A 20,683-nucleotide genomic window follows, 5' to 3' on the forward strand; every position below is an offset into this window, starting at 1 on the left:
ATATTGTATTTTGTTTTCGATGGTATGATGTAATATCAAGGCATCAAAAGTTGCTTTAATTATGGTATTAAGTAATCTTGAAAACTTTCAAGATTACTTTTACAGCGATTATAACAAGAATAAGAGTATTTTCAGTACTTCTAATTATTTTAATTTTATTGACAGCAAGGATATGAAATGAGGTTTTTCATTAGGGTAATGGTTTTATTTGTTTGTAGTGCTCTCGCTGCACAAGTATGGGCAAACGATAAAACAAGCTACGCTGATTTTATTGACGGTATGCAGCATCAACAAGGATTTTTTTCTTTTTATCTTGACGATAAAACAGGAAAAGTATTTTTAGAAATAGACAATTTTAATGAAGACTTTCTATTTCAAAGTAGTTTACCGCATGGTGTCGGCTCGAATGATATTGGCTTAGATCGTGGTCAGCTAGGGGATACGCGTTTAGTACGTTTTGAAAGAGTAGGTGACAAGGTGTTTTTGCGCCAACTTAATACTTATTATCGCGCCAATACCGAAAATACATTAGAAAAACAAGCGATTGATGAGGCGTTTGCCAGTTCTATTATTTGGGGATTTAAAGTTAGCAGTAGCTCAAAAAATAATAAAAAAACACTTATTGATTACACGCCTTTCTTGTTATCGGATATCCATAACTTATCGGCGAAATTAAAGCGCACTAAGCAGGGAAATTTTAGCATTGATGTATCACGTAGTGCTGTTTATGAAAAACGAAGTAAAGCGTTTCCAAATAATACTGAGCTAGAGGCCACAGTAACATATAAAGGTTCAAAAGCGGGTGCTTACTTACGTTCAGTGACGCCTGATGCAAGTGCTGTTACTGTAAACCTGCACCACTCACTTATTAAACTCCCTGATGATGGCTATCAAACTCGAAAATTTCATCCATATAGTGGTTTTTGGGAAAACTCATACGCGGACTATGCCAGTGCTATTGATGAGCCGTTAATTAAACGTGATATTCCACGTCATCGATTAAAAAAGAAAAATCCTGATGCTCAAGTTAGTGAGGCAATAGAGCCTATTGTTTACTATTTAGACGCAGGTGTGCCAGAGCCAGTAAAAAGTGCCTTACTTGAAGGGGCTCGTTGGTGGGATCAAGCTTTTGAGGCTATAGGTTATAAAAATGCCTTTCAAGTAAAAATGTTACCTAGTGATGCTGACCCGATGGATGTTCGCTATAACGTTATTCAGTGGGTGCATAGAGCAACGCGAGGTTGGTCTTACGGCTCTTCGGTTATTGACCCGCGTACCGGAGAAATTATCAAAGGCCATGTAACTTTAGGCTCTTTGCGAGTACGACAAGATTATCTGATTGCTCTTGGATTAACTTCACCTTTTGAAACTGTAGACACAGATACCAGTGCCATGAAAGAAATGGCGTTAGCGCGTATTCGCCAGTTATCAGCTCATGAAGTTGGTCATACGTTAGGCATAGCACATAATTTTGCTGCCAGTGTGAACGACCGTGCATCGGTGATGGATTATCCGCATCCGTTGATCACCATTAAAAACGATGAAATTAGTTTAGAAAATGCTTATGCCGAAGACATAGGTGACTGGGATAAATTTGTTATTGCTTACGGATATGCGGATGTAAAAAAAGAGCAGGAAGCGCAATACCTTGCAGAGTTAGTTAAGCATGCACAACAACAAGGTTTGCAATATGTTTCTGACCCTGATGCTCGACCGAAATCAGGAGCACATGGCACAGGACACTTGTGGGATAACGGCGAAAATGCCGCACAAGAATTAACACGCGTATTAAAGGTTAGGAAGCTGGCGTTAGAAAACTTTGGCTTAAAAAGTATTCCAATAGGTACACCAATGTCGGAGCTTGAAGAAGTTTTAGTGCCAATTTACAACTTTCATCGTTTCCAAGTTGAAGCTACGGCTAAGCTAATCGCTGGTGTTGACTATGGCTATCAATTACGTAGTGAACAATTTAATAACCAACAAAAAATGGTCGCCGGCAATTTACAAGATGAAGCGTTGACAGCACTTTTGAAAACCTTATCGCCAAACACCTTAGCTGTGCCAGCGAGTATTACTGCGCTAATTCCACCTAAGGCCTATGGTTATTATCGAACACGTGAAAGCTTTAATGGCCACACAGGTATAACTTTTGACCCGATCAGCGCTGCACAAGCAAGTGCCAAGCATACTTTATCGCTGTTGTTAAATGCAGAACGTTTGGCTCGATTACAACAGCAAGCTATGTTGGATGAAAGTGTTCCTTCTGTGCAGGAGCTACTAAATAAAGTCGTTGATGCAACGATACAGTCTGCACCGCAAACATCAACTTCGTTACTAGTACAGCAGCGGGTCAATCAGCAGCTTGTTGAGCATTTGTTAACATTATGGCACAGCCAAAATGTTGTACCGGAAGTTCGCGCCGAGGTGTATTTAACACTAACCGAATTATCTCAGTGGTTGACTGATAAACGCAGTACCCGAAAATACAAAGGCTCACGTGCACATTTTAGTTTGTTAGCTAAGCAAATTGATTACAGTTTAAGTCATGATAAATCATCATTGCCTGAGTCTAAAATTAAGTTGCCACCAGGCTCACCTATTGGTAACTAATCGTTTGATATATTCTCTATTTAATAGCTTTGGCGTTAAATAGAGAATAAAAAGGCAGATCATGAGTAATAACAGTTTTGATGTAGCATTACTTGGCGTCCCTTTTGATGAAAACTCATCATTTGAGCGAGGGCCTGCGTTAGCTCCTTCAGCAATTCGCAAAGTTTTACATGGCGGTTCACTAAATGGCTCAACTGAGCTAGGTATCAACCTTCGAGAGTCAAAGCGTTGGCTTGATGCGGGCGATGTTGACATTAAAACAGCGGATAGCTTTTTAGGCGATATTGAACAACATTGTGATAAATTACTTAAAAATAATACACGAATACTAACCCTTGGTGGGGACCACAGTATTAGTTACCCGTTGCTGAAAAGTTACCGTAAGTACTTTCCAAAATTAACTATCTTACATATTGATGCCCACTCAGACTTATATGATTCATTTAAGGGTAATCGTTACTCTAATGCTTGCCCATTTGCGCGCGTGATGGAAGATGGTTTATGTGACAGGCTAGTACAAGTAGGCATTAGAACTCTAAACTTGCATCAAGAGCAGCAAATAGCCAAGTTCCAAGTTGAATCACTTGAGATGCGACATTGGCCATTAGCCAAGCCTTTGATATTTGAGCACCCTGTTTATTTGTCGTTAGATATAGACGGTATAGATCCTGCTTTTGCGCCGGGTGTTTCACACCGAGAGCCCGGCGGCTTATCAACACGTGAAGTGATTAATTTAATACACCAAATTAATACACCACTGGTTGGTGCTGACATTGTGGAATTTAATCCAAATAAAGATATTGATGCTATGACCTCGCAACTTGTAGCAAAACTTGTCAAAGAAGTTGCAGGGAAAATGCTACTTAGGTTGTGAAAGTAACAAAAGAAAAAACGGTGCTGAAAAGGAAGGAATTCAGCACCGCCGTGCAATTGGCACTTAATATAAGTGTACTTAGCACAAAAAATTGACCATTTGGAAAGTCATAAGACCCTATTATATCGCTTCAGTATTCAAGTTTTTTTGATTTACATTAGCTTCTGTAGCGTCTTTTCCTCTAATTCCCATTTTATTTTTACTAGATGCTCCTTTTTTAGGCTTCATCAACACCACCAAGTTTCCAGCTAAAATACAGCTTAAACCCGCAACGGTGAATAGCGTCCAAGAAAAGTCCTCAACAAACGTAGAAATAACTACAGCTACAGCCGGAAACATAATGGAGGCATAGGAAGCTTTATGAGCCCCTATGCGATTAAGTAGCGTTAAGTAACTACCAAAAGCGATTACTGAGCCAAATATTGATAAATACAGCAACGATGTAATGTATGGTATTGAATAGTCAAAGCTGAATTCTTTGCCTTGAAATAGTGCCAACAGCGCCATAAATGTTGCACCATAGGCCATTCCCCATGCATTTGCCGGCATTAATGCTATCTGCATTTTCTGGTTTTTCATAGACAGCATATTACCGGTGGATGCGAATAACGTTCCGGTAATACATAGCGTTAGTCCCATTAACGTTTCTGTGCCTAGTTGGGTATTGTTTATTTGTGGCCAAAATAAAATAACTATGCCTGCCAAACCAAGCGTACCACCAATATAAACTTGCTTAGTGATTTTAGTGCCGTACCAAATACGAGCATTAAAGACGTTAAAAAACATGATCATTGAAAATGCAATGCAGGTTAATGCAGAATTTATATGTTGCTGTGCTGAGTATAAAAACAAATAGTTACAGCCGAATAATGTAATGCCGAACAGGAAAAACTGTAAGTGATGGCGAGCGGAAAATTTCAACGATACTTGCTTGTATTGGCAGTAGGTAAATAACACCAATGCCGCTAAGCCGAACCGATAAAAGAGTGATACTTCAGCGGCTACATCACCTAGCTGATAATTTATGGCGATCCAGGTTGAACCCCATATCAATACCGTAATGATATACAAAAACGTATTATTCATATTTCTTCCTTAATATGCGCTAGCAATGATGGCATTGCTAGCGTTAAACAGAGTTACTTGGGACAACAGCTTTGCTGGTTATTTGGCGCATCCTTACAAATAATATGCATTGGCATTTGTGTTTCTTGTCTAACGAGAGCAGTACTAAAACCTCTTTTTGATAAGGTATTAATCCATTTTGATAAAACTGTTTTTACGATATATACAAATGTCATGTGCCTCACCTCGTTACTTGTTTCCAAGAATGAAAACTAGCGAAACTGTGTTATTGAATAGACAGTCTACTGGTTATTTGTTTTAATAACATATACAAAAAAATGAAAATGCAACCTATACAGTTATGCGATTAGTTGATAAATCTGCACCGGAGTTTTTATACCAACAAGTTATCGATTTTGTTGAGCACCAAACCAAAAGCGGTGCTTTACGCCCTGGTGATAAATTACCTAGCCTGCGTAAACTCAGTCGCCAATTTGATATTAGCGTGCCAACGGTTAAGCAAGCCTATGTTGAACTTGAGCGGCAAGGGGCTATTTCAGCAAGGCCGCAGTCGGGTTATTACTTGAAGGCTAAACAAGCACGCACCTTGTTACCACGACGTGCCAAGTGGGCATGTTGTGAACCATCTGAAGTTTCATGCCGTAGCTTAATTGAACGAGTATATGATGCTGTGCATATGCCGGACTCTGTTGCCTTAGGGATTTCTAACCCGGTTCATGCACACCCGCCTGATAAGGCACTTGCTAGGTTAATGCGTTCGGTAATTAGCCGTGTTTCCGAAAAAGCAGTAAGTTATGGGCCGGTAAATGGCGATCCTAAGTTACGACTGAATTTAGCATTTCGTTATCAAGAACAAGGGGTACTGGTAAATCATGAAGATTTGATCATCACCAACGGTGCACAAGAAGCGTTATCAATAGCACTGCAATGTGTTGCAGAACGAGGCGATATTATTGCCGTTGAGTCGCCTTGCTACTTTGGCTTAATTGAATTAATTGAAAGCCTGGGGATGAAAGTTGTAGAAGTGTATACCTGCCCAGAAGATGGCGTTTGTATATCTGAACTTGCAGCAGTTATTCAGCAACATCCAGTGAAAGCATGTTTATTTTCTACGGCCATTAATAATCCGCTAGGCTCTATGATGACAGATAAACAGCGACAAGATATGGTGGCCTTATTAGAAGCCAATAATATTCCGCTGATTGAAGATGAAGTATACAGTGACCTGTACTTTACCGAAAAAAGGCCCGTTTCCGCACAGCTATATTCAGAAAAAGGCTTAGTACTGACTTGTTCGTCTTTTTCAAAAACAGCAGCGCCAGGTTACCGCGTTGGTTGGTTATTGCCGGGGAAATTTGAAGAGAAAGCTAAACGCATTAAGCGGGCGCAGTCATGCTCAACGCCTATGTTGCAGCAGTGGACATTAACTGATTATTTAATGAGTGGTGAGTACGACAGGCACCTACAAGTATTGCGCAAAACCTTACGTTACAACTGTGAACGTATGCGGGCGTTAGTCGCACAACATTTTCCAGAGCAAGTTTGTATTTCAAAGCCACAAGGTGGCAGTGTGCTATGGGTTCGATGTCGCTCCCATGTTGATACCAGTCAGTTTTTTAGTCAGGCCATTGCTCAGGGCGTTAGTTTCGCACCAGGTGAGATCTTTTCACCATCAGGAAAGTATAAAAATTATATGCGAATAAGTTTTGGTGTGCAGTGGTGTGAACGAATTGATGAAGCCATTCAAACATTAGGCAAGCTTGTGCATCAATATCCAGATCCACAAAAAACTAGGATCTAATCGAGTGTTAAATAACTCAATAAAAATATCATTAAAATACTTGTTGCCGCTACTGGCAGCCATTATTGCTGTGTCGCCGTTGGCGATAGATATGTATTTACCAGCTATGCCAACCTTAGCTGCTCATTTCTCTACGCAAATGCCATTAGTGCAGAATAGTTTAAGTATTTACCTCTTTGGTTATGCGTTAGGCATGTTGGTGTTTGGGCCTATGGCTGATAAACACGATAAGCGTAAGTTGGTTATGATTGGTTTAACTGGCTTTATGCTAACGACTTTATTGCTGACCATAGCTCAGAGTATAGAGCAGTTTATTGTCTTACGTTTTATGCAAGCATTTGTTGGTAGTGCTGCTACTGTCGTGGTGCCCGGAATTATTAATCAGCTATATGGTAAGGATACGGCAAAAGGCTTGTCGTATGTAAGTATGATTATGATGCTAGCTCCTATGATTGCCCCCAGTATTGGTAGTGCACTATTACTGCATAGCTGGCAGATGATATTTTATATTTTAGCTTTGTATGCTTTAGTTATCTTAGTATTAGGTACGTTTTTCTTGCCTGACGTTAATTCACAAAAAACAGCAATAAAGTACCGGACAATAGCGCGCTATAAAATAGTTTTTGGTAATAAAAAAGCGCGTTTAGATTTAATGAGTTCCATGATGGTCTCGCTTGCATTTTTTGCCTATATAACGGCAATTTCATTTGTTTATTTAACCGTATTTAAGGTTTCTGAATTCGAATTTAGTGTGCTGTTTGGCATAAATGTTTTAGCGCTTATGACAGCACACTTTGTTAATACGCGTGTGGTAACAAAAGTTGGCTCCAGAAAAATGCTTTATTACGGCATACTGCTAGCTGTGATTGCTGTAAGCAGCTTAGTATTGGCAAATATATTCTCTTTACCTTTGATGTATCACGTTGTCGTCATACTGCCACTAATGGGGAGTTTATCGATAATTTCTGTTAATGCTAATGCCCTAATATTACAAGAGTTTACTGAGCATGCAGGTACAGCGACAGCAGTTAACGGTACATTACGTTTCGGTATAGGTGCTTTAGCGGGTCCTATTTTAGCTGTATTTTATAATGGCACTGCTTTACCATTTGCTTTATTAATGGCTGGTGCTGTTTATATGGTTTTACTATGTCAACTTATGCGTAGAGTGTTAGAGAAGAGTGAGGGAGAAACGTGAAAAATATTGCAGTAATTTTATCTGGTTGTGGTGTTTATGATGGTAGTGAAATACATGAAGCCGTATTAACTTTGTTGGCTATTGAACAGGCAGGAGCAAAGTATCGCTGTTTTGCGCCGAATATCAATCAACATCACGTTATAAATCATGTAACAGGTGAGGTGATGGCAGATGAGCAGCGTAACGTGTTGGTAGAATCTGCCCGTATCGCGCGTGGCGATGTGGAAGACTTATCAGAGTTTTATATTGATGAGTTTGATGCCTTAATCGTTCCAGGTGGCTTTGGTGCTGCAAAGAATTTATCAGACTTTGCTATAAATGGTGAAAACCTATCAGTTAATGCGCAAGTATTAGCTACTTGTAAAGCATTTGCGAAAGCAGGAAAGCCTGCAGGTTATATGTGTATTGCACCAACCATGATCCCGCTAATTTATGGCGACGACGCGCAAGCAACTATCGGTAAAGATATCGCAATTGCAGAGTCATTAACAAATATTGGACTGGCGCATAAAGATTGTGAAGTAGATGATATTGTTACAGATGAAGCAAGAAAGCTAGTGTCAACGCCTGCATACATGCTAGCAACAACGATGACAGAAGCTGCAAGTGGTATTAATAAGTTAGTTACTAAAGTTATGCAATTGGCTCAATCAAAATAGCGTGTTATTAGCTAGATCTTAACTAAGGCATTGATAGCAAGAAAAATGCTACTTATCGGCATTTTCTTGCTCTTGTTTTGCTTTTAATTCCACTTGCTGTAAGCGCCATTTTTTACGTTCGGCATAGTAATGGTCCCATACACAAGGATTACAAGCACCGCCGCCGCAACAATCGTCATCGGCAGGTGGTAAAGGTTTTTCTAATAATTCAGTCATTAATTTTTACTTTTGCAGAATGTGCCTTTATTGAGATAAATAATACCATTTAATTTAAACATATCAGCTCTTTTACATCCATGTAATCGCTTAATACGGTCATCCATGAGATAACAGCTCTTTTACATCCATGTAATCGCTTAATACTGTCATCTTGACATAAAAAAAGCTCTGCATGCAGAGCTTTTTACTAGTGGATAACCTAGATGTTATTCAAATTCAGAAAGTTTCTTTTCTAAATAATGGATATTGGCACCACCGTTAACAAAGCCTTGATCATTTAAGATATCTTGGTGTAAGGCAATGTTGGTTTTAATACCGTCAATAACTAACTCATTTAAAGCATTGCGCATACGAGCGATAGCTACATCGCGGTTGTCACCATAAGTAATAAGTTTGCCGATCATAGAATCGTAATGTGGTGGTACCGAGTAATCGGCATAAATATGAGAATCCCAACGTACACCCATACCGCCTGGTGGGTGAAAACGTGTAATTTTACCCGGTGAAGGAATAAAAGTTCGTGGGTCTTCAGCATTAATACGACACTCTATTGAGTGGCCTGCAATTTTAATATCTTCTTGGGTATAAGATAAAGGTTGACCAGCAGCAACACGAAGTTGTTCTTTAATTAAGTCAACGCCAGTGATCATCTCGGTTACAGGGTGTTCAACTTGAATACGGGTATTCATTTCAATGAAGTAGAATTCGCCATTTTCATATAAGAACTCAAAAGTACCGGCGCCACGGTAACCAATCTCGATACATGCGTTACAACAGCGTTCACCAATTTTAGCACGCATTTCAGGCGTAATACCTGGTGCCGGAGCTTCTTCAACAACCTTTTGGTGGCGACGTTGCATTGAACAGTCACGCTCACCTAAGTGAATCGCTCCGCCTTGGCCGTCAGCCATAATTTGAATTTCAACATGGCGTGGGTTTTCAAGGAATTTTTCCATGTAAACCATGTCGTTATTGAAAGTTACACGTGCTTCATTTTTAGTTAATGCAATTGCTTCTATCAATTCTTCTTCACTGCGCACAACACGCATTCCGCGACCACCACCGCCACCAGAAGCTTTAATAATTACTGGGTAACCAATACGTTTACCATGAGCAATATTTGTTGCTTCGTCGTCGGTTAATGGACCATCTGAGCCAGGAACACAAGGAACGCCAGCAGATTTCATAGCTTTGATTGCTGAAACTTTGTCACCCATTAGGCGAATACTTTCCGCTTTTGGGCCAATAAAGGCAAAACCTGACTGTTCAACTTGCTCAGCAAAATCGGCATTCTCCGCAAGGAAACCGTATCCAGGGTGAATAGCAACAGCATTAGTTACTTCAGCAGCGGTGATAATTGTTGGAATATTTAAGTAACTCTTAAGCGCTGATGCTTCACCAATACAAATTGTTTCATCGGCTAATAATACGTGCTTTAAGTTTCTGTCGGCTGTTGAATGCACAGCGACCGTTTTAATACCAAGCTCTTTACATGCACGTAATATTCTTAGTGCAATTTCGCCTCGGTTGGCGATAACGACTTTTTCTAACATGGAATGACCCTTATGGTTGGGCTTATTCAATGATGAATAGCGGTTGGTCAAATTCAATAGCGTCTTCGTTATTCGCTAAAATTTCTTTTATAACACCAGATTTGTCGGCTTCAATTTGGTTCATCATTTTCATTGCTTCAAGAATACATAAGGTATCGCCTGCATTAACATGTTGACCTACTTCTACAAATGCCGGTGCATCTGGAGAAGCTGAAGAATAGAAAGTACCTACCATAGGTGAGCGAACAATGTGTCCAGTTAATGCTGGTGCAGCTGCTTCAACAGTCGGAGTAGCTGCAGGTACTGCTGCGGCAATAGGTGCTGCTACTGGTGCTGCTTGCATTATAGGTGCAGACTGAACAACAGAACCGCCACGACTAATACGTACAGATTCTTCGCCTTCAGATATTTCTAATTCGTTGATGCCTGACTCTTCTACTAATTCAATTAACTTCTTAATTTTGCGAATATCCATGTGAATACCTTTTGATAATTATTAAATTTATGTGTTAATTCACTAAAGTATATAATTTACTTTAATGGTTATTATTTTCTAAGTGTGAAATGGCCGCATTTAATGCATATTGGTAACCATTCGCACCTAGCCCACTGATAACGCCAATAGCGATGTCAGATAAAAACGAGTGATGTCTAAACGCTTCACGCGCGTGTACATTAGATAAGTGGACTTCAATAAAAGGTATATTAACCGATAATAGTGCATCTCGAAGCGCTACACTGGTGTGTGTAAGTGCCGCTGGATTAATGATTATGAAGTCAACTTTTTGAAAACTTTGATGAATTTTTTCAATTAAAATATGTTCAGCATTTGACTGATAGTGATCAAGCGCAATATTGGCATCATTGGCAAGAGCCTGTATATTTGTCATAATCTCAGTCAATGACAACGAACCATAAATTTCAGGTTCACGTTTACCTAACATGTTCAAGTTAGGGCCATTTAAAACTAAAATGTTAAACTTTGTAGTCATTTTCGGTAAAAACACCTATAACGTTAATTGATGTCGTCATCATGTCATATTTATATATGACTTTGTATTAATTTAAGCAATAATGTGCAAATTAATCTCATTTGCCGATTATTATAGTGTTTTCGCAGAATATAGCAGCAAAATACTGGTCTAATCACTTGAGTGGGAATTTTAAGGAGATAATGTATTGTAAGTTAGAATAAGTTTACTAAACTAAATAATGTAGGAATTTTAATTAATTCATTGATTTAGCCTTAGTGCATGGAACTTGTATCTTAGGTTAAATGTAGTCATGTCGTTCTCTGTTAAAAACAAGGATGAAATTATTAAAGCTATATTTACTCAAATTGCTTTTATTGTCTTGCTCACCTCCCCCCAAGTACAAGCGATAAATATTATTTCAAATATTACGGCCGAAACTGTTTCGTTGTCGACGACTCAGTTGCGCCGAATTTATTCAATGCGCCAAGTACATTGGCAAAACGGTACGCCTATTGTGGTTTATGTTTTGTCGAGTAAGAACACAATTCATCAGAAGTTTTGTAAAGAGCAGTTGCGACTGTTTCCTTATCAGTTGGATCGTATTTGGCATAAATTAACGTTCTCAGGTTATGGTGTTGCTCCCATAGAAGTTGCTAATGAAAATGAGCTAGTCGAAGCGGTAAAATCGACAAAAGGTGCTATTGGTTATGTGGAAAATATATCGGAGGTCGACGATGTTAACATCATTAAAATTGATGATTAGACCGACTAAAGTGTTGTCTTATTCAATAAGCGCAATATTAAGTGTAAGTGTGGCATTAGCTGCTACTGCAGCAGAGATTGATAATAAGTCTTTACAGGTGCATGGTTTTATTGCTCAAGGTGTTATCGATGCTGATGGTAGTAATTATATTAATGATGACGAGAGCGTATCTTTTGAATTAACGGAAGTTGGTTTAAATGCTTCGTATCAGATTAATGATGACTATAGGGTGGCGGGGCAAGTTGTTTACCTTAATGGCGGCAATCGTTATCACCCGGGACTTAGATTAGATTACCTTTTACTTGAATGGGATGCTTTTCATAATGACGCATGGCAGGCAAGTTTCTATTTTGGCCGAGTTAAAAATATTCATTGGTTATATTCAAGCGTTCGCGATGTTCCTTTCGCTCGCCCTTCAATTATTATCCCACAAGTAACTTATTTTGATGGTCTGCGAGATTTGGGTGTTGGAGGTGATGGCGCAGCTGCCAAATTCACTTACAACGATGATGAATTGGGAGAATTTGATTTTAATTTCAGTCGTGGCAAGAGCTCTTTTTCTGATGAACAAGCTGATGTAGTTGTTGGTGAATTTGCATTAGGTAAAGTAGAGCATGATTTAGATACTCAGCTTAGTGTTTATTGGCGTCCACCATATTCACAATGGCGATTTGGTATGTCAGTAAATGATGCGTCGTTTAGTTATCAGCAGGCAGAAATAGATAATTTTTTTGATAGTGATTTTACGCTTCAATTTTATACTGCTAGTGCTCTTTACGAAGGTGAGTTTTGGCAGTTTAGTGCTGAGCTAGTGCAAGAGCGTCTTGTGACCGATGGTTTCTATTTTCCAGGGTTTCATCGTGACACTATAGGGCAAGGCTATTATGCTCAAGCAAGTTATCAGTTGCAAAAAGAGCTTTCCGTCTTGTTTCGAACTGAGCGTTTTTACAGTAATAAAGATGATAAAAATGGTAGCCAATTAGCGCAAAATAGTGGTGGATTGATTCCCGCGTATTTTGGTTACCATAACGATACTATGATTGGTCTAACATATGACGTTGCCAATAACTTTAGAATTAATGCTGAATATCATTGGATGCAAGGTGGAGCAAGGCTTTCTCCTGTTGTACAGCCTGATCCAATCGCCAATGACAGTAAGAATTGGCAAGTTTGGGCTATTCAATTTATGTATTGGTTCTAACTATGAAATTTCGTTTTGTTAGTGTATCAATTAAGTTCTTCATTCTTGTTGTTAGCGCATTGATGTTGCTGAGCCTTGCAATTTCAATGTTATCTATTTCACGACTTGATCAGGAGTTTGAACAATACCAAGAGAATAAGTTACGACAAAGTCAGGCACAATTTGATTTGCAAAGTCGTATTGTTCGTGAGCAAGTTGGTAGTTGGCTTGAGTCTTTTACCGATATTATTGGTTTAAAAGAACAAATAGACTTTTACCAAGTAGCTAATGCCTTAGAGCAACAGTTTGATGCTTTGCAGATAAACCAAAATGTTGAATCTTTATGGCTGGTAACAGAGTCCTTACAACCGATATTTAAATCTTCATCGATGTCTGCCGATGTAGTGGCAAGTCTTAAGCGTGTTAGTGAAACTAGTGCTCCAGATTATCAACTCAGTTGTATTCAAGAATGTGTGCAATTAATTTCAACGCCAATTTTAAATGCTAAAGGTGAGATGGCTATAGTTACCATGGCGGTATCATTTGTTGATGTAATTTTTGCTATTAATCAAGCGCTAGAGAACCAAGTGGCAATTGTTGCGTTTAATAAGTCTGAGCAAACTAAGTTGGCTGATGCTCAATTAATTACATCGTCGGCGCCTAAGTTAATGAATGGTCTGTTTATGGGGGAGCAATCAAAAGCATCTTTAATTAGCGTTAAAAGTGAAGGGCTACAAATTGAATATCAAGATAAAAGTTATTTGATCAATTTACTATCTTTGGCAGCGTCTAAGACGCAAAATTTTTATATGGTACAAGTCGACGATGTCAGCTCATTTACGCAAAAATATCAAGCTTATCGCCTTCAGTTTGTTTTTTCAGCCATCGCTATTCTTGTTGTAATAGCCTTTTTAGTCCACTTTGTTGCTGGGCCATTTACTAAACGATTATTGGTGCTTTCTAACATTTTACCTTTGTTAGCTAAAAAAGAATTTGAACAATTTAGAAAAGTAAAAATAAGCCAGTCCAAAGTTTTTCCAGATGAAATTGATATTTTAGTGAATGCTACAACGGAATTAAGTTATGAACTTGAGCAGTTAAATATTGAGGTGACCCAAAAAACGCAAGAGCTTGAAAATATTGCTATGTACGACCTTTTAACTGGGCTTCCTAATCGCAATATGCTGAATTATCAACTACGAAAAGCGTTAAATAGTTCAAGTCGTCAAAGTGATGATATTGCAGTGTTGTTTCTAGACTTAGATGACTTCAAAAAGGTGAATGACACACATGGCCACGGCGAAGGGGATAAACTGCTTATTGAGGCGGCTAATCGCATTAATTTAAGTGTTGCTAGCGCTGATATTGTTTGCCGTTTCGGTGGTGATGAATTTCTTATTCTGCTTAATGAAAGTACATCGCTTGCATATGCTGAAAAGGTTGCTAATGCCATCTTAAAAAGTTTTCAGCGGCCAATTAAAATTGATAGTAGCTTATTTTATGTGACCTGCAGTATTGGTATTGCGATGACAGAAGGTGAGTTGGTTCAGGCGAGTGAGCTTATCAGTCATGCTGATATTGCCATGTATGAAGCAAAAGGTAATGGTGGCGACCAATATTTTATTTACCAAGGTGGTATGTTTCAGCGTGTTGCACAACGTGTGATGATGGAAAGTGAAGTTAAACAAGCACTTGCTAAAGGTCAATTTAGTTTGAGCTTACAACCTCAGTTAGCCGCCAAATCTAATCAATTACATGGTTTTGAAGCTTTATTGCGCTGGCAGCACCCCGAACGAGGTTTGGTGTCACCAGATGACTTTATTCCTATTTTAGAAAATTCTGAACATATGATTACACTTGGTTACTGGGTGATACGTAGATGTTTTGAAATCTCTAGTAGTATGAAAGACATTGGCTTGCCTGATGTGGTTATTGCAATTAATTTATCTGCTGCTCAGTTTGCCGATGTAAATTTAACAATGTATTTAGAAGAATTGTTAGAAGAGTTTGACTTGCCTGCCAAAAATTTTGAACTTGAACTAACAGAGCAAACATTAGTGAAAGACATTGATAAAGCCATTGAAACTATGGATGCAGTTCGCAAACTTGGGTTTAGTTTCGCGATTGATGATTTTGGTACCGGTTATTCTTCATTGGCTTATTTAAAACGTATGCCAGTTGATGTTATTAAAATCGATAAGAGTTTTGTCTTTGGTATGTTAGAAAATCATGCTGATTTCCAAATTATTATGTCGACAATTGCTATGGTAAAGAATTTAGGTTTAACAGTTATTGCTGAAGGGGTTGAAACCAAAGCACAGTTGCGCAGCCTAACAGATAACGATTGTGACTTAATTCAGGGTTATTACTTTTCTAAACCTATACCTGAAACTGAGCTTTTTAACTTTATCAGCCGGCAAATTATTGATGGAAAATGGAAGGTGTTTGCTAATTCGGAATTAACTATAAGTTAGTATGAACTCGTGAATGCGAAAAACACTGATTGAAATTACGTTAATAAAAAAAAGCGCCTTAGGGCGCTTTTTTTATTACCTTGTAATCCGTCCTAAACATTATTTAGTAAAGGTTGCATTTACATGCCTTGAAAACTCTTCAGCAGCCATAAAACCGGTAACTCGGCGTTGTGTTAACTCCTTGCCCGCTTTATCGAAGAATAATATAGATGGTAAGCCAAATACTTCAAAGTGCGACATTAGCTCAACACTGTCTTTAGAGCCTGTATCGGTTAAATCAATTTGCAGTAGTACTGAGCCAGATAATGCTTGTTGTACATTAGGTTCGAAAAAGGTGTATTCTTCAAACTCTTTACAAGCAACACACCAATCTGCGTAAAGGTCAACCATTACTGTTTTGCCTTGTGCGTTTGCTTTAGCAATGGCTTGATTCATTTCGCTTAAGTTTTTTACATGTTCAAAGCCATGTTGCTCACTTTGTTGCGATGTTGCAATTTGCTCTGTCGGATAAACTAATTGATAGGCTTTATTAGCGCCAATAAAGAAAATTAAGAAAATAATAATACTACGTAAACCAAAGCCAAATGTTTTCTCTGAATTTTGATTAACCGTATAGAAGTAACCTGCAGTTGCCAGAATAAGTGCAGCCCACATAACTTCAATTATTAATGCTGGTAAAAAGCGTTCGAGTAAAAATACCGGTACCGCCAGTAATAGCAAACCGAAGATATTCTTAATAACATTCATCCAGTTGCCAGCTTTTGGTAATAACTTCCCGCCAGAACTACCTAAAATAAGTAAAGGTAAACCCATACCTAAGCTTAAGGCGTATAATGCTGATGCACCTAGAGCAATATCTCCCGATTGAGAAATATATAATAATGCCCCAGTTAGTGGTGCGGTGGTACATGGTGAGGCGACTAAACCAGATATAGCGCCCATCACTAATACGCCAACATACGAGCCACCTTTTTGATTGCTGCTAAGTTGATTAAGCTTGTTTTGCCAACTGCTTGGTAAAGCTAAGTTAAATACGCCAAACATTGACAAGGCTAAGAAAATAAAAAGCACGCTTAGTGCAACTAATACCGCAGGATGTTGAAACATGGCTTGAAATTGCGCTCCTGCAATTGCCACGACAATGCCAAGTAAGGTGTATGTTATCGCCATACCTTGTACATAGAAAAAAGATAATGAAAATGCTCTTTTGGTAGATAATTTATCACCTTGACCGACAATAATTCCCGTTAAAATGGGGTACATTGGGAAAACACATGGTGTAAAAGAAAGTAGTAGCCCGCCAATAAAAAAGGCCGCCAATGTTAACCAAACATTATCGCCTTTTAACATGTCGGCAAGCTGGTGTTGCTCACTGCTTGTGGCTTTGTTTACTACGTCAGTGTTGATAGCTTGAGAGTCAGCTGATGTGGCAAGTGCTTGCAGTACATTTTGTGCATTGTTTTCAGTACTTGCTGAAAAAGCGACTTCACTTAAGTCTATGGTTTTCTTGGTAGGTGGGTAACATAAGCCTTTTTTAGCGCAGCCTTGGTAACGAATAGTAATGCTTGCATCATTAAGGGCTTCACTAATGTTGACTGTAAAGGCTAGCTGATCAGTAAATATTTGTTGAACACCAAAAAATTCATCTTCGTGATGTTCCCCTTCAGGCAAGTTGACCTCCACTATAGTGGCATTGTTAGTGGTAAACTTGAATTGATGGCGATAAAGGTAATAACCATCAGCAATATTAAAGCTAATTTTTAACTTATCTTTTTGCTGGTGAAAATCAAAAATAAACGCATCATCAACTTTTAAAAATTCATCATCATTACTGAATAATGAAGCAGGGGCGTTAAAAATTGAATCTTGCGCATATGTTATTGGCGCATTTGCAAACGTAAAGCAGGTTAATATTAACCAAAAAACAGCAACAACTTTTTTCATAACCGTTATTTCAAAGACTCATTTATCCAGTTTAAATATTGATGATCGCCTTGCTGGATGTTCAATGCGATAACTTCAGGAGTGTCGTACGGATGCAGTTGCTTTATTCTCTCATTAAGCAATTCAAAATATTCCAATTTAGTTTTTATGAATAACTGTACTTCCGTCTCACTGACTACGTTTTCTTGCCAACAATATACCGAAGTTATGTTCGGTAGTATATTGACACAAGCGGCAAGCTTTTCATTAACCAATTGCTTCGCGATATCTTGTGCAATAACACTAGTTGGACATGTACATAAAATTAATTGATACATTACCAAAAAGACCTTAATAAAAACTTATTCTGTCGCAATATAATTTAGTTGAGTGATAAATGTATTACGAAATGTCGTGATTAATTAAGTTTACGCTATTCTATTTCAATCAGTAAATACATAGCTGCACTGCTTAACAAAATACCCTTGAAAAACAGCTGGCAATTTCTTAAAAAGCGAGTTCGCTTGAAAAAGACCTGCTAACCCCCATATTAGTTTCAATAAAGATTATTGGGAGCCAATATGTTTCGTCTTTTATTTGTACTTTTTATTATTATTCCAATTATAGAAATTTCTGTTTTAATGCAAATAGGTGCCGTGCTCGGCGTTTGGCCAACCATAGCTATTGTTATTTTCACTGCTTGGCTTGGCGCAAAATATGTCCGTCAACAAGGCCTTTCGACTTTAAACTCAGTACAAACTAAAATGGCACAAGGACAAATGCCCTCTGATGAAATAGTAACAGGTTTAATGTTGTTGGTTGCTGGCGTATTATTAGTTACCCCCGGCTTTGTTACTGACTTCTTTGGTTTAAGCTTACTCGTGCCTGCAGTACGAAACGCGATTGTTACGAGTGTAAAGTCTCAGCTCAAAGCGAATAATACAAATGCACAGGGCTTTCAATTTCATACCTATGAACAAACACAGAGCCAAGATGATTTTGCTAAGCAGCAAAATAATCCATTTCAAGAACATATTCAGCCTCCTCATAAAGGCCAAACTTTAGACGGCGAGTTTGAACGCAAAGATTAAAAAATTATCATGATGGGCTTGTGAAGTTTTATTTAATCCCCATCTTTGAATCAACAAAATTAAAATCCTTTATTTTTTATTAAATAGAACATCTCAGGAGAAAGAAATGAGTATTCGTCCATTACACGATCGTGTGATCATCAAACGTAAAGAAGTAGAATCAAAATCTGCAGGCGGTATTGTACTAACAGGTAGTGCTGCTGAAAAATCTACACGTGGTGAAGTAGTTGCTGTTGGCAAGGGCCGAATTCTAGAAAACGGTGAAATTCGTGCATTAGATGTGAAAATTGGCGACCAAGTGATCTTCAGTGAAGGTTACGGCATGAAAACTGAAAAAATTGACGGCGAAGAAGTGCTAATTTTGTCAGAGTCTGACATTTTAGCCATCGTAGAATAATTAATATTTTTTAACTCATTTTATTGTATTGATTTTAATTGATGCAAAGAACAGTTTATAAGGAGTCATGAACATGGCAGCAAAAGACGTATTATTTGGTAATGACGCTCGCGTTAAAATGCTTAACGGTGTAAACGTATTAGCAGACGCAGTAAAAGTAACGTTAGGTCCAAAAGGTCGTAACGTAGTTTTAGATAAATCATTCGGTGGCCCAACAATCACTAAAGACGGTGTTTCTGTTGCGAAAGAAATTGAACTTGAAGATAAGTTCGAAAATATGGGCGCACAAATGGTGAAAGAAGTTGCTTCTAAAGCCAATGATGAAGCCGGTGACGGTACGACTACGGCTACAGTTTTAGCACAAGCCATTGTAAACGAAGGTTTAAAATCTATCGCAGCGGGCATGAACCCAATGGACCTTAAACGTGGTATCGACAAAGCTGTTGTTGCTGCCGTTGAATCATTAAAAGGTTTATCGCAAGAATGTAGCGACAACAAAGCAATTGAACAAGTAGGTACCATCTCAGCTAACTCTGATGAAACTGTTGGCCAAATCATTGCCACAGCGATGGAAAAAGTGGGCACTGAAGGTGTTATCACTGTTGAAGAAGGCCAAGCCTTAACTGACGAATTAGACGTTGTTGAAGGTATGCAGTTTGACCGTGGTTACTTATCACCATACTTCATCAACAACCAAGAAAGTGGTGCGGTTGAATTAGAAAACCCATTCATTTTATTAGTAGACAAAAAAGTATCGAACATTCGTGAGTTACTAACAACGCTTGAAGGTGTTGCAAAAGCTGGCAAGCCACTATTAATTATCGCCGAAGATGTTGAAGGTGAAGCATTAGCAACATTGGTAGTGAACAACATGCGCGGTATCGTGAAAGTTGCAGCTGTTAAAGCTCCTGGCTTTGGCGACCGTCGTAAAGCTATGCTACAAGATATTGCAACATTAACCGCTGGTACGGTTATTTCTGAAGAGATTGGTATGGAGCTTGAAAAAGCAACATTAGAAGACTTAGGTCAAGCGAAACGTGTTGTGATTTCTAAAGATAACACAACTATCATCGATGGTATTGGTGAAGAAGCTGAAATTCAAGCACGTGTTGCCCAAATTCGTGGCCAAATTGAAGATTCTTCTTCAGATTACGACAAAGAAAAACTTCAAGAGCGTTTAGCTAAATTAGCTGGCGGTGTAGCTGTTATCAAAATTGGTGCAGCGACTGAAGTTGAGATGAAAGAGAAAAAAGCGCGTGTTGAAGATGCATTGCACGCGACTCGCGCCGCAGTTGAAGAAGGTGTTGTAGCCGGTGGTGGTGTTGCACTAGTACGCGTTGCTGATGCAATTAAAGACTTAGAAGGCATTAACGAAGATCAAACACACGGTATTAACGTGGCAATTCGTGCAATGGAAGCTCCGCTTCGCCAAATCGTCACTAACTGTGGTGATGAAGCGTCAGTGGTATTAAACGAAGTTCGTAACGGTGAAGGTAACTTTGGTTATAACGCAGGCAATAGCACGTACGGCGATATGCTAGAGATGGGGATTCTTGACCCAACTAAAGTAACTCGTAGTGCCTTACAATTTGCTGCCTCAGTTGCCGGTTTAATGTTAACAACAGAAGCTATGGTAACTGATAGCCCAGTTAAAGATGCTGGCGCTCCTGCAATGCCTGATATGGGCGGCATGGGTGGTATGGGCGGAATGGGTGGCATGATGTAATTTATGCTTGATTAAATCGTCGATAACATCGTTGCTGTTACGCTCACATACAAATAAACGTATGCTTCGCTGCCAGCGCCTTGTTCTAAACGATTTACTCTGCGCATAAATAGCAGTTGCTATTTACAGCTCAAAAAAGCCCGAATAGAAATATT

18 protein-coding genes are annotated in these 20,683 nt (G+C 38.7%); 11 read left to right on the forward strand and 7 right to left on the reverse strand.

Features of this window, described 5'->3' with window-relative positions; translation table 11 throughout:
• Positions 1 to 177 precede the first annotated feature (177 nt).
• Together AC27HL_RS06535 and speB are read left to right on the forward strand one after the other, a co-directional pair.
• Positions 178 to 2,610, forward strand: a complete 2,433-nt coding sequence (locus tag AC27HL_RS06535) for a zinc-dependent metalloprotease (RefSeq protein ID WP_487079975.1) — start codon at positions 178 to 180, stop codon at positions 2,608 to 2,610.
• A 61-nt stretch (positions 2,611 to 2,671) separates the two neighbouring features.
• Positions 2,672 to 3,484: an agmatinase gene (speB, locus tag AC27HL_RS06540; protein ID WP_487079977.1), complete on the forward strand. Its 813-nt coding sequence runs from the start codon at positions 2,672 to 2,674 to the stop codon at positions 3,482 to 3,484.
• A gap of 120 nt (positions 3,485 to 3,604) precedes the next feature.
• Here the strand turns inward: speB and AC27HL_RS06545 are convergent, their stop codons facing one another.
• A complete protein-coding gene (locus AC27HL_RS06545; RefSeq protein ID WP_487079979.1) occupies positions 3,605 to 4,570 on the reverse strand; it encodes a DMT family transporter in 966 nt (321 codons plus the stop codon).
• A 340-nt stretch (positions 4,571 to 4,910) separates the two neighbouring features.
• On the opposite strand from AC27HL_RS06545, the gene AC27HL_RS06550 reads away from it, so the two are divergent.
• The 3 genes from AC27HL_RS06550 to elbB are packed head-to-tail and all read left to right on the forward strand — an operon-like array spanning position 4,911 to position 8,228.
• Positions 4,911 to 6,371 carry an aminotransferase-like domain-containing protein gene (locus tag AC27HL_RS06550; protein WP_487079980.1) on the forward strand — a complete coding sequence of 487 codons (1,461 nt, stop codon included), beginning with the start codon at positions 4,911 to 4,913 and terminating at the stop codon, positions 6,369 to 6,371.
• 4 nt (positions 6,372 to 6,375) lie between these two features.
• Positions 6,376 to 7,569, forward strand: coding sequence for a Bcr/CflA family efflux MFS transporter (locus AC27HL_RS06555; protein ID WP_487079982.1), 1,194 nt, complete (start codon positions 6,376 to 6,378; stop codon positions 7,567 to 7,569).
• On the forward strand, positions 7,566 to 8,228 hold the full coding sequence (elbB, locus tag AC27HL_RS06560; RefSeq protein ID WP_487079983.1) for an isoprenoid biosynthesis glyoxalase ElbB: 663 nt from the start codon (positions 7,566 to 7,568) through the stop codon (positions 8,226 to 8,228). The genes AC27HL_RS06555 and elbB overlap by 4 nt, the downstream gene beginning before the upstream one ends.
• 48 nt (positions 8,229 to 8,276) lie before the next feature.
• Here the strand turns inward: elbB and AC27HL_RS06565 are convergent, their stop codons facing one another.
• From AC27HL_RS06565 to aroQ, 4 genes are all read right to left on the reverse strand, one after another.
• Positions 8,277 to 8,444, reverse strand: a complete 168-nt coding sequence (locus tag AC27HL_RS06565; protein WP_487079985.1) for an oxidoreductase-like domain-containing protein — start codon at positions 8,442 to 8,444, stop codon at positions 8,277 to 8,279.
• Between the two features lie 209 nt (positions 8,445 to 8,653).
• A complete protein-coding gene (accC, locus tag AC27HL_RS06570) occupies positions 8,654 to 10,000 on the reverse strand; it encodes an acetyl-CoA carboxylase biotin carboxylase subunit (RefSeq protein WP_487079987.1) in 1,347 nt (448 codons plus the stop codon).
• Between the two features lie 22 nt (positions 10,001 to 10,022).
• Complete coding sequence (gene accB, locus AC27HL_RS06575) at positions 10,023 to 10,475, reverse strand: acetyl-CoA carboxylase biotin carboxyl carrier protein (protein WP_487079989.1); 453 nt, start codon at positions 10,473 to 10,475, stop codon at positions 10,023 to 10,025.
• A 61-nt stretch (positions 10,476 to 10,536) separates the two neighbouring features.
• Positions 10,537 to 10,992 carry a type II 3-dehydroquinate dehydratase gene (gene aroQ / locus AC27HL_RS06580; protein ID WP_487079991.1) on the reverse strand — a complete coding sequence of 152 codons (456 nt, stop codon included), beginning with the start codon at positions 10,990 to 10,992 and terminating at the stop codon, positions 10,537 to 10,539.
• 292 nt (positions 10,993 to 11,284) lie between these two features.
• Between aroQ and AC27HL_RS06585 the strand changes: the two genes are divergently transcribed.
• The 3 genes from AC27HL_RS06585 to AC27HL_RS06595 are packed head-to-tail and all read left to right on the forward strand — an operon-like array spanning position 11,285 to position 15,391.
• Positions 11,285 to 11,737 carry a hypothetical protein gene (locus tag AC27HL_RS06585; RefSeq protein ID WP_487079992.1) on the forward strand — a complete coding sequence of 151 codons (453 nt, stop codon included), beginning with the start codon at positions 11,285 to 11,287 and terminating at the stop codon, positions 11,735 to 11,737.
• Entirely contained in the window at positions 11,709 to 12,938 is a 1,230-nt protein-coding gene (locus AC27HL_RS06590; protein WP_487079994.1) for a hypothetical protein, read from the forward strand. Before AC27HL_RS06585 ends, AC27HL_RS06590 begins: the two co-directional genes overlap by 29 nt.
• A gap of 2 nt (positions 12,939 to 12,940) precedes the next feature.
• Positions 12,941 to 15,391, forward strand: coding sequence for a bifunctional diguanylate cyclase/phosphodiesterase (locus AC27HL_RS06595; RefSeq protein ID WP_487079996.1), 2,451 nt, complete (start codon positions 12,941 to 12,943; stop codon positions 15,389 to 15,391).
• Positions 15,392 to 15,490: 99 nt separating this feature from the next.
• Here AC27HL_RS06595 and AC27HL_RS06600 read toward each other — a convergent pair whose 3' ends face one another.
• Positions 15,491 to 17,335 carry a protein-disulfide reductase DsbD gene (locus tag AC27HL_RS06600; RefSeq protein ID WP_487079998.1) on the reverse strand — a complete coding sequence of 615 codons (1,845 nt, stop codon included), beginning with the start codon at positions 17,333 to 17,335 and terminating at the stop codon, positions 15,491 to 15,493.
• A 5-nt stretch (positions 17,336 to 17,340) separates the two neighbouring features.
• A complete protein-coding gene (cutA, locus tag AC27HL_RS06605) occupies positions 17,341 to 17,652 on the reverse strand; it encodes a divalent-cation tolerance protein CutA (RefSeq protein WP_487080000.1) in 312 nt (103 codons plus the stop codon).
• A 243-nt stretch (positions 17,653 to 17,895) separates the two neighbouring features.
• Here cutA and AC27HL_RS06610 point away from each other — a divergent pair, with 243 nt between their 5' ends.
• From AC27HL_RS06610 to groL, 3 genes are all read left to right on the forward strand, one after another.
• Positions 17,896 to 18,405 carry an FxsA family protein gene (locus AC27HL_RS06610; protein WP_487080001.1) on the forward strand — a complete coding sequence of 170 codons (510 nt, stop codon included), beginning with the start codon at positions 17,896 to 17,898 and terminating at the stop codon, positions 18,403 to 18,405.
• Positions 18,406 to 18,511: 106 nt separating this feature from the next.
• Positions 18,512 to 18,802 carry a co-chaperone GroES gene (locus AC27HL_RS06615; protein WP_487080003.1) on the forward strand — a complete coding sequence of 97 codons (291 nt, stop codon included), beginning with the start codon at positions 18,512 to 18,514 and terminating at the stop codon, positions 18,800 to 18,802.
• A 73-nt stretch (positions 18,803 to 18,875) separates the two neighbouring features.
• Entirely contained in the window at positions 18,876 to 20,528 is a 1,653-nt protein-coding gene (groL, locus tag AC27HL_RS06620; RefSeq protein WP_487080005.1) for a chaperonin GroEL, read from the forward strand.
• The last annotated feature ends 155 nt before the right edge of the window (positions 20,529 to 20,683 follow it).

Source organism: Colwellia aquaemaris, from assembly GCF_057548755.1.